Source organism: Paracoccus broussonetiae (genome assembly GCF_031854425.1).
Taxonomy (GTDB): Bacteria; Pseudomonadota; Alphaproteobacteria; order Rhodobacterales; family Rhodobacteraceae; genus Paracoccus; species Paracoccus broussonetiae.
The window spans coordinates 97652-111985 of record NZ_JAVRQI010000006.1 but is presented as its reverse complement, the minus strand read 5'-3'; the positions used below and the strand labels follow the sequence as shown (position 1 = coordinate 111985).

Sequence of the window (14334 nt, the reverse complement as noted above, 5' to 3'; positions counted from 1 at the left end):
GTGGCGGGATCAGCCGCGTCGCGCGGCCTCGATGGTGGCGACGTCGATCTTCTTCATCTCCATCATTGCCGCGAAGGCACGCCGGGCTTCGTCGCCCCCTGCCGCCATCGCCTCCATCAGGACGCGCGGGGTGATCTGCCAGGACAGGCCCCACTTGTCCTTGCACCAGCCGCAATCGCTTTCCTGCCCGCCATTCCCCACGATGGCATTCCAGTAGCGGTCGGTTTCCTCCTGATTCTCGGTCGAAATCTGGAACGAGAACGCCTCACTGTGATGGAACGCAGAGCCTCCATTCAGGCCCACGCAGGGAATGCCGGCGACGGTGAATTCGACCAGCAGCACGTCGCCTTCCTTGCCCGAAGGATAGTCGCCTGGGGCGCGATATACCCGCTGCAACTCGCTGTCGGGAAATGTTTCGCAATAGAAGCGGGCGGCGTCCTCGGCATCATTGTCGAACCACAGGCAGATGGTGTTCTTGTTCATCGCATCATCCTTTTTCGCTGTCAGCGGGAAGTCGGCGCTGTTCGGGTCAGGGGCGGAGTATAGGCGCGATGGCGCGAATTTTGCAGCCCGAAATGCCTTGGCGGGGGAATGAAGAACCGGCCCACGGCGCCAAACGTCAGGTTAAATGTATCTCTATCAAATGGTTGTAATGGAATCTTCAGGCGGAGTGCTGGATCACGCCAGTCGAGCGGTCCAAATGCGCCTGCATCGCCGCGACCGCACCTTCGGCATCCCGCGCTTCGATCCGCTCGATGATGCGCAGGTGGTCGCCCAGAGTGACATCCTCGCGCCCGGACCAGTGCAGCAGGTCATTGTGATAGCGGAAGACCCAGTTCAGCATCGCCTCGCTGACCGCGCGCAGGATCGGATTGCCCGAGATTTCCGCAATCCGGCGATGAAAGGCGATGTCGCAGGCGATGAAGGCGGGCGCGTCACCCAAGGCGCGGCGCTGGCTGTGCACCACCTCGCGAAGCTCGGCGATTTCGGCGGGCGTGGCCTTGGCGACGGCAATGCGGACCATTCCCGTCTCGAACAACCGCCGCACGTCTTTCAGGTGGTCCAGCGCCTCGGGCGCGGTCGACAGGATCACCTGTGCCATGGTGTCGGCCTGGTGCAGCGCGATCTCGGCCGTCAGCGGATTGACCCGGCTGCGTTCGCCATGAACGATGGTGATCAGGCCCCGCATCTGCATGGCCTGCAGCGCCTCGCGCACGGCGGGACGCCCGACGCCGAAGCGCGCCATCAGGTCGCGCTCCGAAGGCACCGTGTCACCGGGCTTCAACTCTCCGCTGAGGACCATGGCGGTCAGCCGCTCCAGCACCAGGTCCGACAGCTTCCGGCGCACGATCCGGTCTTCGGAACTGGGTGCCAGAGGGGAAGAGGGTTGCGCCATGGGTCGTCCTTGCAAATTCGGTCGCCAACCTAGGCGGGAAGTGCCCGGAATGCCAGCGTTCAGGTGATCCGGCGGATGCTTTCGGCCAGTTCCTCGGGCTCGAAAATGCCCTTCCAGTCGTCACGCATCAGCCGGGGCAAACCGTTTTCGATCGCCTTGTTGCAGGCATCGGAAAAGACGCCCTGCACATGCCCGAAAGTCACTGCGCCCAGAATGTTCAGGTGACCCAGCAGAAAATCGCGGGCCGCCTCGGCAGGAACACCGCGGGCCACGACTTCGTCGATGCCCTGCTTCATCACCGCAAGCAGGGTCGCGGCCAGCGTTTCCGACAGAGCCGGTTCCAGCAGCGCGATCTGTTCCATCGTCAGGCGATGCGAACGCAGGATCGGCGCCCAGATGATCCGGGCAACTTCCTCGCCCTTGGCGAAATCCGTGTCCGGCCCCTGCATCAGGGCGCTGACGATGGATTGCCGCGCGGCGATGCCTCCGAAATGATCGTTCCGCCCCTCGGCCGTGGTTTCGTCGTTGAAGATCGGCGGGTGGCAGGGATGGGTCACGAAGTAGCTGATATCGGCGCGCGATGGCAGATGCCCGGCATAGGGCGCGGCGGCGTCAAGGATCACGACCATCGTCCCGGCGGCAAGGCTGGGAACGATCTTTGCCGAAACCGCGCCGATGGCGGTGTCGGGAACGGCCAGGATCACGACCTCTGCCCCTTGCAGGGCCTGTTCGACCGGTGTGACCTCTGCCCCCAACTCGCTGCGGACGCGGGCCTGCCCTGCCTCGCTGACCTCGACATAGCTGATGTCATGCGAACTGCGCGCAAGGTTGCGGCCCAGGCGGACGCCCATTTTGCCGCCCGCGCCGATAAGTGCGATCTTCATTGGCTGTCTCTCCATCCCATGGGGCAAGCATTCCCGCGCCACCCCGCCTTGTCAACTGGTATAACGTGTGAATATGATGATTTGCGGCCAGCAAGCGGAGGAAGCAGATGCAGCGGTTCGAGGCAGTCTATGAAATCGAGTCGCCGCGTGGCATCGCCCATGCCGCCGAGGTTCTGGCGGGCGAACAATCGACCGGCACCTTTGTCCGCCTGGCGCTGGAAACCGACGCGCTGCGCGACCGGTCCGGTGCGCGGATCGAAGCGGTCGAGATCACCGGCACCTCGGGGGTGCCGGCCCTGCCCTCGCGCAGTCGTGGCGAGGTCTATGAACGCGGGCGCGTCACCATCAGCTGGCCCGAGGAGAATACCGGACCCTCCCTGCCGAACCTGATGGCGACCGTCGCGGGCAACCTGTTCGAGCTGGCCGATATCTCTGCGCTGCGTCTGACCGGTCTGACGCTGCCCGAAAGTTTCGCGCTGGCCAATCCCGGGCCGCGCTTCGGGGCCGAGGGGACGCATCGCGTGGCCGGGGTGGAGGGACCGCTGATCGGCACCATCATCAAACCCAGCGTCGGTCTGTCCGCCGATGAAACCGCGGCACTGGTCGGAACGCTGGCGGGGGCCGGGATCGACTTCATCAAGGATGACGAGTTGCAGGCCAATGGCCGCTATTGCCCGCTGGCCCAGCGGGTCGGCGCGGTCATGCGTGTCCTGAACGACCACGCCGACAGGACCGGGAAGAAGGTGATGTATGCCTTCAATATCACTGACGAAATCGAAGCGATGTGGCGCCACGCCGAGATGCTGGAGAAGGCCGGCGCGACCTGCGCGATGGTGTCGGTCATTCCTGTCGGCCTGTCGGGCCTGCGCGCGCTGCGGGGCCGCTGCAACCTGCCCATCCACGGGCATCGTGCAGGTTGGGGGCTGTTTTCGCGTTCTCCCCATATCGGCATTGCCTTTCCGGTCTGGCAGAAACTGTGGCGGCTGGCCGGAGCGGACCACCTGCATGTGAATGGCATCGCCAACAAGTTCACCGAGCCCGACGAAGTGGTGGCCGAGGCGGCGCGCGCAGTTCAGGCACCCGTTTGTACGGGCGGCCCGGCACATGGCGCGATGCCGGTCTTCTCCTCGGGGCAAACAGTCTGGCAGATGGCCCCGTCGCGCCGGGTGCTGGGCAATGACGATTTCATCTTTTGCGCGGGCGGCGGCATCATGAGCCATCCGGGGGGTCCCGCCGCGGGCGTGATCGCCCTGCGACAGGCGGCGGACGCGGCGCGCGAAGGCGTCGAGATCACCGAGGCGGCCCGCGCCCAGCCCGAACTTGCCGCGGCACTGACGGCGTTCAAGCGGCCGGAGATCCTGCTGTGACCTTGCCCCCGGGACTGTTGCTTGGCTGGCTGGGCGACGACTTCACCGGCTCGGCCGCGGTGATGGAGGTGCTGAGCTTTGCGGGCCTGCCCTCGCTTCTGTTTCTGGATCCCCCGGATGCTGCGCAATTGGCGGAGTTGTCCGGGATCCGTGCCGTCGGCATCGCCACGACCGCGCGGACATGGTCGCCCGAACGGATGCGGCAGGAACTGCCGGGCGCCTTTACCCTGCTGCGGGAAACGGGCGCGCCGCTGCTGCATTACAAGGTGTGCTCGACACTGGATTCCGCGCCGGGTATCGGCTCGATCGGTGCGGCGGCCGAGATTGGCACGGAGGGCTGGGCAAGTGTCCTGATCGCCGCACCAAGGATGGGCCGCTATCAGGCCTTTGGCTCTTTGTTTGCAGAGGCGATGGGACAGGTCCATCGACTGGACCGCCACCCGGTCATGTCGCGCCACCCGGTAACGCCGATGGATGAGGCCGATGTGGCCCGCCACCTGGCGCGGCAGACCACGCGCCCCACCGGCTGCATCACGCTTGCCGACGATCCCGAACACGCGCTGGCCCGACTACGGGAGGCTGGGGTGTCGCTGGTCACGCTGGATGCTGTGGACGATGCCGGAATGGCGCGTTGCGGCAGGCTGATCTGGGACCACCGCGCCGAGGCGCCTTTTGTCATCGGCAGCCAGGGCGTGGAATATGCGCTGATCGAACATTGGCGCAGCCAAGGCTGGTTGGCGCCAGAGGTGCTGCCGCCTTCGCTGGGTCGCGACCGGCTGGCGGTCGTTTCCGGCTCGGTCTCACCCGTGACGGCGGCTCAGATCGCCTGGGCCGAGGCGAACGGCTTTGCCGCGATCCCCTTTGACGCCAGCACCGGCGGGAGCGACGCCGAGGCGAAAGCCGTCGCGCAGGGTCTGGCTGCGCTTGATCGCGGGGCCGATCCGCTGATCTACAGCGCGAAAGGCCCCGACGATCCTGCGGTCGCGCGTTTCCGCGCGCGCTTCGGCGACGATCCGACCGCGAATGAGGCGGTGGGAACCGCACTTGGTCGCATTCTGGATCAGTTGATCCGTCGTGCCGGCTTGCGTCGGGCGGTGATCTCGGGAGGCGATACCTCGGGATATGCCGCGCGGGCCTTGGGGGTCCGGGCGCTTCGGGCCTTGGCCCCGACCATTCCCGGTGCCGCAATTTGCGCCGTTCAGGGCGGGGCACATGACGGATTGCAGCTTGCCCTGAAAGGCGGCCAGATGGGCAGCGAGGATTATTTCGGCTGGGTCCGCGACGGCGGAGGGCCAAGGCGGACCGCATAGGGCGCAGCAAGATCAGCCTCAAGACTGCTGCCATCCTCGAGCTTCAGCCAGCCTTCGCCCGTCGCCACCACGCGCTTGCCCGCCATTTTCGCAAGTGCGGCAATGACGCGGCCCACAGGCCAAACTGTGCCATCCGCGCCAACGATACCGCGCGGGCCTGTGAAGGCGGCGGGAACCCAGGTCGTGACCCCCGATCCGGCCAGCGTCGCGGCATAGCCCGTGGTAAAGGCTGCCGCGAAGTCCCCGGACTGGCGCGGATCTGAATCGGTCATGCAGATGCGCGTGCCGTCCGGATTGGGGATCGTGCGCGATCCATAGGGGTTCTGGCGCATCCCGATCGAGGTCAGGCCAAGCCGATATTCCCCCGCCCCGATGATCGCGCGGGCCGAGCGCAGGATATGCGGGATCGTCTCAAGCGTCTGCATGACGCTTTCATCATCCGCGGCATGGACGATGGGATTTGTTCCGTGAGTGACGTAGTCCAGCAACTCGACAGGTGGACGTTTTCGGTTCAGCTCGGTGAAATAGCTGAACATGCCGCCGCCCAAGGGCAGGCCCGGAAAGGCCGCACGCGTCGCCGCATAGACCTGCGCAAGCGGCGGGCAATCGGGCCAGGCGGAACCGGGCGGAGTCGATTGCCGGTCGACAGACGGGCAGACCGCCAGGCTGGCAAGGCGCAGGCCGGATGCGGCGACAGCGCGTGCCAGCGCCTGCATCTCGTCCGGCAGTGAACCCGTGCAGGCCACGACATATTCCAGATCGTAAGCGGCGGGACAGGCGCGCTGAAGCTGCGCGAAGCCCGCCAATGCCTCGGCCCCGTGGCCAGCGGTGGGATCAAGGTGACACAGGATATGCTGGGGTCCGATCTCGGCCAGTCGCGCCGCATGGGCCAGCGCGTCCGGCAGTTCCTCGGGTGAGATCACCAGTCCGATCCGGGGCATCACGGCATCCCGCCGCGCCACCGGGCGCGGTGGTGGCAGCGGGGGGCCGGGGCGAAAGCGCAGGGTGACGGACTGAACCATTTCCTGACCAGCGGGCAGGACATAGGGCCACGGCAGGGCAAGCGGACGGACGTAGGTCTTGAAGCTTGCATCCGACCAGTTGCGCTGATCCTCCATCTCGAAGACACCGCCCGCCATCTCGCAGCAGACCTCGGCGCCATCGATGCGATGGGCGATGGCGGCAATGTCCTTGAAGGGCTGCCATGGCTCGATCAGATCGGGAAAGGTGGTTTCTTCGCTGTCGCCGCCGGAATGGGTGATGCGCGCCCAGTGCCCCGCGACGCCCGTGATCGGGTGCAGGATGGTGAAGCCGGTGCGGTTCGTCAGCAGATCGGCGGGGGGAACGGCGCGCCCCTCGACCCGCAGGAAACCATCAGCCCGCCCTTCGATCGTCATGCGGGTATGAAGCCCGTCGGCATCGGCGCCGAAATGAACGCGAAAGCCCGCATCCTCGCGGTCGATACGCAGGTTCCGGATCCGGGCGGGCAATGTGCCCCAGTCGCGGTCGCGGACCAGCCAGGCGATGCCGCGGATCGCCTCGATCCCGTTCCATCGTATGTCGCGCAGGGCACCCCCTTCCAGACGCAAGGACAGGGGCCCGGTGGTCAGCAGCGTCATAGTTCGTCCAGCGCAACACTGCGCCCCTCGGCAGCGGAAAGATACGCCCCCTCGACCAGCGCCAGCGTCCGAAGATTGTCCGCGCCCGAAGTCTCGGGCTGGATCCCCGCCGCAATGCAATCAAGGAAATACCGCTGGATCAGCAGCACACTTTCCTGGATGTTGTGCCAGGGTCGCGAGGCCCAGGGCAGGACCGGGGGCGACAAGTCGCTGCTGCCTTCGGGCAATGTCAGGCGATAGCCCGCATCCAGCCGCAGCGTCCCGCGATCCCCGTCGATTTCCAGCAGGGTTTCGGGGAAAGTTTCGGGCACCCGTCGCGTGGCATAGGAGCAATCGACGACCGAGGTCGCGCCGCCTTCGTGCTGAAGCAGCATTGTCGCCACATCTTCGCCCCGGATCGCGGGGTTGATGCGCCGTGTCGTCGCCGTGATCCGCGTGGCATCGCCCATGAGCGCGCGGGCAATATCCAGAATGTGGATGCCCAGATCCTGGATGATGAAGCGCTGGTCCGCGGCCAAATAAGGTTGGCCGCTGAACACGTCATAGCCGGACCGAAAGCTGACGCGCGCGAAGAACGGCGTTCCGATTGCGCCGCCCCGCACCGCGTCGATGCAGCGGCGAATGGCGGATTGCCAGCGAAAATTCTCATGCACCATCAGCGTGATGCCGGCGCTTTCTGCTGCCGTGACCATCGCGCGGGCATCCGCCATCGTCTCGGCAAAGGGCTTCTGGCAGATGGCATGGACACCGGCTGCGGCCGCCATCTGGACCAGCGGGCGGTGCGAGGGGACGGTGGTGGCGATATCGACAAAGTCGAAGCCGCCATCCGCGAACATGCGCGCGGCGTCGTCATAGGTTCGCGTTATCCCGAAGCGGGCCGCGGTCTCGGCCAGTCGCTGCGGATCGCGGTCGCAGATCGCGGTGATCTGGGCCAGATCCCGCCAGGCGTGAAGCTGGTTCTGGGCGAAGAAGCCGCATCCGATCAGTGCGCCCCTCATGCCAGGTTCGCCTGCGCCTGCAGCGCGACGCGCGCCTGCAACCGTTGCTGGGCCTGGTCGATGACCACGGCGGCGATGATGACGAGCCCCTTGATGACCGTCTGCCAGAAAGATGAGACCCCCATCATCACCAGCCCGTCCGACAGCACCCCGATGACGAAGGCGCCGACAACTGTGCCAAGGATGCGCCCCCGACCGCCCGACATCGAGGTGCCGCCCAGGACCGCTGCGGCGATGGCGTTCAGTTCGAATGTCTCGCCGGTCGCAGGATGTGAGGCGACCAGTTGCGACGACACGATCAGCCCCACCAGTGCCGCGCAAAAGCCCGAGAACATATAGACGAACATCTTCACCCGCTTGACCTTGACGCCCGACAGCGCCGCACCGCGTTCATTGCCGCCGACGGCATAGATGTGGCGGCCCAGGGGGGTGCGGTTCGCGATATATGATGCAAGCAGCCCGACGACGATCAGCATCCAGATCGAAACCGGGATGCCCAGCAGGTTCCCTGCCCCGATCAGCCGGAACGTGTCCGAGCCATATTCGGGATTACCATTCAGGTTCGGGAAGGTCCGCCCGTCCGAGGACAGCATCGCCGCGCCCCGCGCGACATAAAGCACGCCCAGCGTCGCAATGAACGGTGCCACGTTCAGCCGCGTGATCAGAAGTCCGTTGACCGCCCCGACCGCGATGCCGACAAGGACAACGATCAGGCAGATTTCCAGCGTGTTGAACTGGATCGACCAGCCAAGTCCCAGGTCGATGCCATACAGGATCAACCATCCCGCGACCATGCCGCACAGCCCGACGATCGAGCCGACCGACAGGTCGATCCCACCCGAGATGATGACGAAGGTCATGCCAATGGCCAGGAACGCGTTCAGCGCGACGTGCTTCGACATGATGACAAAATTCGCGGCGCTCAGGAAGTTGGGGGCGGCGAAGGCGAAGAAGGTAAAAACCGCGATCAGCGCGATGAAAGTACGCAGCTTCAGCAGAAGCAGAAGCGCGCTGCCCGATCCGGTGGTGCGGGGCGCGGTTGCGGTCATCATGCTGCGGGCTCCCTTGCATGGTTGTGGCCGATCGCCGAGGCGGCGACCAATGCGGTCTCGTTCGCCTCGGCGCGTGGCAATTCTGCGGTGACGCGCCCGTTCGACATGACGATGATGCGGTCCGACAACGAAAGCACCTCGTCCAGGTCCGAGGTCACGAAGATGATCCCCAGCCCCTCGGCCGCCAGCCGGCGCATGGTGCGGAACACCTCGGCCTTGGCACCAATGTCGATCCCCCGTGATGGTTCGTCCATCAGAAGGATGCGGGGCTTGGTCATCAGCGCCTTGCCGATCACCACCTTCTGCTGGTTGCCACCGGACAGGCTGGAGACCGGGTGTTCGGTCGAGGCGATCTTGATGCGCAGCCTGTCCACGAATTCGCGCACCCGGCTGCGTTCGGCACCCAGGTCCATGTGAAAGAGGCGCGTGAAATCGCCAAGGCTGGACAGGCTCATGTTCTCGCGGATCGACAGCATCTGGATCAGGCCGTCATTCTTGCGATCCTCGGGGATCAGGGCGATGCCCCGCTCGATCCGATCCGCGACATTGCGCGCGGCAAGGGGTTCGCCGCCGACGAAGTAACGCCCGGTGGAATGCCGGTGCTTGCCGATGATGCACTCCAGAAGTTCGGAGCGGCCTGCGCCCATCAGGCCATAGACACCCAGGATTTCCCCTGCGCGCAGCGACAGCGAGACATGGTCGACCGCGAGCCCGCCCCCTGCGCGGGGCAGGCAGACTTCTTCGGCGCGAAAGACTTCGGCCCCGAAGGGATGCTCTATCTCCTTGGCGAAATCCTTGGAGGCCTCGCCGATCATGTGGCGGACGATCCATGCGACATCGACGCCCTCCATGCCGCGGGTGCCGGTGATGCGGCCGTCGCGCAGCACGGTGATGTGGTCGCCGATGCGGATCAGCTCTTCCAGCCGGTGCGAGATATAGACGATGCCGACGCCATTGCGCTTCAGATCGGCGATGACCCGGAACAGGATTTCGACCTCGGCCGCGGACAGGGCCGAGGTCGGCTCGTCCAGGATCAGGATGCGTGCATCCTGCGCAAGGCTTTTCGCGATCTCGACGATCTGATGTTGTCCAACGCGCAATTCGCCGACCGGCGTGTCCGGGTCGATGTCCTGCTCAAGCCGCCGCATCAGGGCGCGCGTCTCGCGCCGCTGGCCTTCGGCATTGATGTCGATGCCCGCGCGCAGCTTCTCTCGGCCGATGAAGATGTTTTCGGCCACGGTCATGTTCGGAAACAGGTTCAATTCCTGGAAGACGATGCCGATCCCGTGCCGCGCGGCGTCATCGGTGCCGTTGAAGGTGACGGGCTGACCGTCCAGCAGGACCTGCCCCTCGGTCAGACGTTCGACCCCGGCGATGACCTTCATCATGGTGGACTTGCCGGCACCATTCTCGCCCACAAGCACATTGACGGCGCCCATGTGCAGGTCGAAATCCACCGATTTCAGGGCAATCGTGCCGGGATAGACCTTGGTGCCGTCGCGGATTTGCAGGCCGATCATTTCACCTCCAGCGTCACTGGGGTCAGCAGGATCGCCTCTCCCTTGGTGCGGATGGTGAAGGCACCTGAAAAGGCGACATTGCGCCCGGTCAGGTCGCCTTCGGGCAGCGACAGCGCCGCATGGGCATGATCGTTCAGCGCGCGCGCAAGCTTTGCGAACTCGATCTGGTCGCGATAATCGGTGAAAACCAGGAAATTCAAAGAATCCCTAAGCGTGGTGCCCTTCATCACCGGGCCAAGCTGCACGGTCACGTCGCCCGCGCCATCGCCGTCGGTGTCCATCTCCAGCTTTGCCGCCCGGCTTTTGCGGTCCTCGGCGACGACCTTGCCTTCGCCCTTGGCGATGAAGTTCCAGGGGCTGCCTTCAGCCGCGGGCCGGAAGCCATAGCTTGCGGCGGCGTCGGGCCCATCCTTCAACGCCGCACGCAGAGTCGCGATATCCGTCGCCTTTTCAGCAATATACGGCAGGATCTTTGGATTCCACAGCTCGGCGGCGCGGGCAGCCATGCGCGCTTCGTCGCTGCCCGCGGTCTGCGCCGCCTGCCCCTGTCCCTCGGCAGAAGGCTGAACGGGGTCGGGGTTTTTCACGATCTTGCAGGCGGCAAGCGGCATCAGTGCCAGCAGGCACAGCGCCGTCAACTTGGTCCGGGACATGCATGTCTCCGCTTGGGCTGGGGTGGCGGCCCGGACTGCCGGGCCGCCGGTTCGATCACTCGGCCAGGGCGAAGGTTTCCAGCTTGCCGGCATTGTCCGAATTGATCAGGACACAATCCATCAACTGCTTCTCGTCCTGCCCGGTCTTGCCGGTCTTCAGGTATTGATCGGCCTGTTCGACCGCCAGCTGAGCCTGACGATAGGCGGGCTGCAGCACGGTCGCCTTGATACCGCCCGCCTTGATCGAGTCGCGCACGTCGTTCGATCCGTCAAAGCCGACGACGATGACGTCGGTCCGTCCCGCCGCCTCCAGCGCGGCCCATGCGCCCATCGCCATGGTGTCGTTGCCCGAGATCACGCCCTTGATTTCGGGATTGGCCTGCAGGATCGTCTCCATCTTGCTATAAGCTTCGGTCTGCGACCAGTTCGCGGATTGCTGGGCGACCATCTCCATGTCGGGATACTGGTCGATGATGTCGTGATAGCCCGACGAACGGATGCCCGCGTTGGTGTCCGACTCCTTGCCGACCAGCTCGGCGAACTTGCCCTTTTCGCCCATCAACTTCACGAATTCCTCGGCCCCAAGCTGCGCGCCCTGATAGTTGTTCGAGACGATCTGGCTGACGGCGATGCCGGATTCCGTGATCTCGCGGTCGATCAGGAAGGACGGGATACCCGCATCCTTGGCGCGCTTGACCGCGCCCACGGTCGCATCGGCGCCCGCATTGTCCAGAATGATCGCTTTGGCCCCACGCGCGATGGCGGTGTCGAACAGTTCCGACTGCTTGTTGGCGTCGTCGTCATGGACCAGGACCAGCGTTTCGTATCCCAGGTCCTTCGCGCGGGCTTCGGCGCCGACGGCTTCGGCCTTGAAGAAGGGGTTGTCGTGGCTTGGCGTGATGATCGCGATCAACCCGTCGGCCGATGCGGCGAAAGGCGAGGTCGCGAATGCCGCGACCGCCACGCTCGCAATAAGGGTGCGGCGCAGAATATTCATATGGCTTCTCCCTGATTTTGTTTCGCCGGATGGCTTCGCGCCGTCCATGCGTCCTCTCTCCCGCCTGTCAGCTTGGCCGGGTGAAATCATCTTGTCAACTGGTATGATATGCTAAGATGTGGGCAAAGCCCTGACTGCCAAACCACTGTCGCAATCGGGCTGTAGGGGGTGTCGGGCCAAGCATTTGCCAGGGAACAGCCATGAACTTGCGCCAAAGTGATATTTTCCGCACCTCGAAGCTGGAGGAAGCCGACGGGCCCGGTCTGAATCCGACCGCCAACCGCACCATGGGCGATATCATCGCCGCCCGTTTTTCGCGCCGAAGCTTCCTCAGCGGGTCGATGGCCACGGTCGCGATTGCGGCGACGGTTTCGCCGATCGCGATGCTCGCGGCGGATCGGGCGCGGGCCGGGTCGGGATCGGCCTTCGACTTCCCCGAGGTCGAGGCAGGGGTGGACGCCGATCACCACGTCGCCGAAGGCTATGACGCGGACGTGCTTCTGCGCTGGGGCGACAAGCTGTTCGCCGACGCACCGGATTTCGATCCCGAGAACCAGTCCGAGGCGGCGCAGCAGCGCCAGTTCGGCTATAACAACGACTTCGTGGGCTTTATCCCGCTGGAAAGCGCGACCGATCGCGGCCTTCTGGTCGTCAACCACGAATACACCAACGAACATCTGATGTTCCCCGGCCTCGTCACGGTCGCGGATGGCAAGATCAAGGTTGCCGATGCGACCGAGGATCGCGTGAACATCGAGATGGCGGCGCATGGCGGGACCATCGTCGAGATCCACAAGGCTGACGGCAAATGGCAGCCGGTGCTGGATGGCAAACTGAACCGCCGCATCACCGCCAAGACCCAGATGCAGCTGTCTGGGCCCGTCGCCGGGCATGACCGCGTAAAGACGTCCGAGGATCCCTCGGGCAGCAAGGTCTTCGGCACCATCAACAATTGCGCGGGCGGCGTGACGCCCTGGGGCACCTACATCATGGCCGAGGAGAACATCCACGGCTATTTCTCAGGCGAGCTGCCCGAGGGCCATGCCGAGGCCGGGAACTACAAGCGTCTGGGTGTTCCTGCTGGTGACTATCAATGGGGCAGGTTCCACAAGCGCTTTGACGTCAGCCAGGAGCCGAACGAGCCGAACCGTTTCGGCTGGGTGGTCGAGGTCGACGTGATGGACCCGAACTCGGTTCCGAAAAAACGCACCGCTCTCGGCCGTTTCAAGCATGAGGGGGCGGAAAGCGTCGTCGCGAAAGATGGCCGGGTGGTCTTCTACCTGGGCGATGACGAGCGTTTCGACTATGTCTACAAGTTCGTGACAGCGCGGGCCTTTGATCCGGCCAACCGCGCGGCCAACATGGACCTGCTGGACGAGGGCACGCTTTACGTCGCCCGCTTCGAAGTCGATGGCAGTCTGACCTGGCTGCCCTTGGTCCACGGTCAGGGTCCGCTGACCCAGGCGAACGGCTTTGCCAGTCAGGCCGATGTGCTGATCGAGGCGCGCCGTGCCGCGGACCTGCTGGAAGCGACGCCGATGGACCGCCCCGAGGACATCCAGCCGAACCCCAAAACCGGCCGCGCCTATGTCATGCTGACCAACAACACCAAGCGGACGGAACCCGATGCCGCGAACCCGCGCGCCGGGAACGCCTTTGGCCATGTCATCGAGATCCTGGAAGCTGGCGAGGATTTCACCGCGACCACCGGCAAATGGGAGATCCTGCTGCAATGCGGAGACCCCGCGGTGGCCGAGGTCGGGGCGACCTTCTCGACCGAGACGACCAGGAACGGCTGGTTCGGGATGCCGGACAACGCTGCAATCGACGCGGATGGCCGGTTGTGGATTTCGACCGACGGCAATTCGATGTCCGACACGGGCCGCACCGATGGGCTGTGGGCGGTCGATATCGACGGGCCGGCGCGCGGCACCTCGCGCCTGTTTTATCGCGTGCCGGTCGGGGCCGAGATGTGCGGTCCCTGCCCGACGGGAGACATGACCACGATGTTCGTCGCGGTCCAGCATCCCGGCGATGGCGGCGATGATTGGGAAGGGCATGGCCGCCCGTCCTATTACGAGGATCTTTCGACGCGTTGGCCAGATTTCAATGACAGGATGCCGGTTCGCCCGGCCGTCGTCGCGATCACCCGGCAGGGCGGCGGTCGCATCGGCTGACAGTGAGGCGGGCGGCGACACTGGCCAGCCATGGTCGCCGCCCTGCCCCGTCGCGATAGGATCCGTGCGCGCCTTTGACAATCACGCGGATCCGCCGACTCGAGTTGCATCACCAGACATCTGGCCATCGCTCGCCAGCACCATGCCGTTGCCTTCCAGTCGATGCCGATCGGGTCGATCTATGGCCATGCAGTGACCTGATCGGTCCTTTCAGCTTTATTCCCCGTCGAGATTTTACGCACCTGTCCATATCCGACGCGATGCCCGCGTCAGAGCCGTCAGGGCATTGCAGGGGCCGGTCTTGGCATATTCCGGTGCGGCCGGAAGCGGTGGGACAGTTACCTATGGCGCAGTGATGGTA

The 14334-nt window shown here is 64.9% G+C and carries 12 protein-coding genes; 3 read left to right on the top strand and 9 right to left on the bottom strand.

Annotated elements, in window-relative coordinates; genetic code table 11:
• Positions 1–9 precede the first annotated feature (9 nt).
• The 3 genes from RM190_RS09305 to RM190_RS09295 form a co-directional block, all read right to left on the bottom strand.
• Positions 10–483 carry a VOC family protein gene (locus RM190_RS09305; protein ID WP_311759147.1) on the bottom strand — a complete coding sequence of 158 codons (474 nt, stop codon included), beginning with the start codon at positions 481–483 and terminating at the stop codon, positions 10–12.
• Between the two features lie 178 nt (positions 484–661).
• Entirely contained in the window at positions 662–1396 is a 735-nt protein-coding gene (gene nanR / locus RM190_RS09300; RefSeq protein WP_311759146.1) for a transcriptional regulator NanR, read from the bottom strand.
• A gap of 59 nt (positions 1397–1455) precedes the next feature.
• Complete coding sequence (locus tag RM190_RS09295; RefSeq protein ID WP_311759145.1) at positions 1456–2280, bottom strand: phosphogluconate dehydrogenase C-terminal domain-containing protein; 825 nt, start codon at positions 2278–2280, stop codon at positions 1456–1458.
• A 107-nt stretch (positions 2281–2387) separates the two neighbouring features.
• Here RM190_RS09295 and RM190_RS09290 point away from each other — a divergent pair, with 107 nt between their 5' ends.
• A complete protein-coding gene (locus RM190_RS09290) occupies positions 2388–3647 on the top strand; it encodes a ribulose-bisphosphate carboxylase large subunit family protein (RefSeq protein ID WP_311759144.1) in 1260 nt (419 codons plus the stop codon).
• On the top strand, positions 3644–4957 hold the full coding sequence (locus tag RM190_RS09285; RefSeq protein WP_311759143.1) for a four-carbon acid sugar kinase family protein: 1314 nt from the start codon (positions 3644–3646) through the stop codon (positions 4955–4957). The genes RM190_RS09290 and RM190_RS09285 overlap by 4 nt, the downstream gene beginning before the upstream one ends.
• Here RM190_RS09285 and RM190_RS09280 read toward each other — a convergent pair.
• From RM190_RS09280 to RM190_RS09255, 6 genes are read right to left on the bottom strand one after another with little or no spacing between them, the layout of a single operon-like run.
• Complete coding sequence (locus RM190_RS09280) at positions 4909–6576, bottom strand: hypothetical protein (protein WP_311759142.1); 1668 nt, start codon at positions 6574–6576, stop codon at positions 4909–4911. The two genes, RM190_RS09285 and RM190_RS09280, sit on opposite strands and share 49 nt — an antisense overlap.
• A complete protein-coding gene (locus RM190_RS09275; protein WP_311759141.1) occupies positions 6573–7574 on the bottom strand; it encodes a Gfo/Idh/MocA family protein in 1002 nt (333 codons plus the stop codon). Before RM190_RS09275 ends, RM190_RS09280 begins: the two co-directional genes overlap by 4 nt.
• Positions 7571–8626 (bottom strand): ABC transporter permease, encoded by a 1056-nt coding sequence (locus RM190_RS09270; protein WP_311759140.1) that lies wholly within the window; start codon positions 8624–8626, stop codon positions 7571–7573. The genes RM190_RS09275 and RM190_RS09270 overlap by 4 nt, the downstream gene beginning before the upstream one ends.
• On the bottom strand, positions 8623–10146 hold the full coding sequence (locus tag RM190_RS09265; protein ID WP_311759139.1) for a sugar ABC transporter ATP-binding protein: 1524 nt from the start codon (positions 10144–10146) through the stop codon (positions 8623–8625). Before RM190_RS09265 ends, RM190_RS09270 begins: the two co-directional genes overlap by 4 nt.
• Positions 10143–10799, bottom strand: coding sequence for a DUF2291 family protein (locus RM190_RS09260; RefSeq protein ID WP_311759138.1), 657 nt, complete (start codon positions 10797–10799; stop codon positions 10143–10145). Before RM190_RS09260 ends, RM190_RS09265 begins: the two co-directional genes overlap by 4 nt.
• A gap of 55 nt (positions 10800–10854) precedes the next feature.
• Positions 10855–11796 carry a D-ribose ABC transporter substrate-binding protein gene (locus RM190_RS09255; RefSeq protein WP_311759137.1) on the bottom strand — a complete coding sequence of 314 codons (942 nt, stop codon included), beginning with the start codon at positions 11794–11796 and terminating at the stop codon, positions 10855–10857.
• A gap of 200 nt (positions 11797–11996) precedes the next feature.
• Between RM190_RS09255 and RM190_RS09250 the strand changes: the two genes are divergently transcribed.
• Positions 11997–13973, top strand: coding sequence for a PhoX family protein (locus tag RM190_RS09250; RefSeq protein WP_311759136.1), 1977 nt, complete (start codon positions 11997–11999; stop codon positions 13971–13973).
• Positions 13974–14334 lie beyond the last annotated feature (361 nt).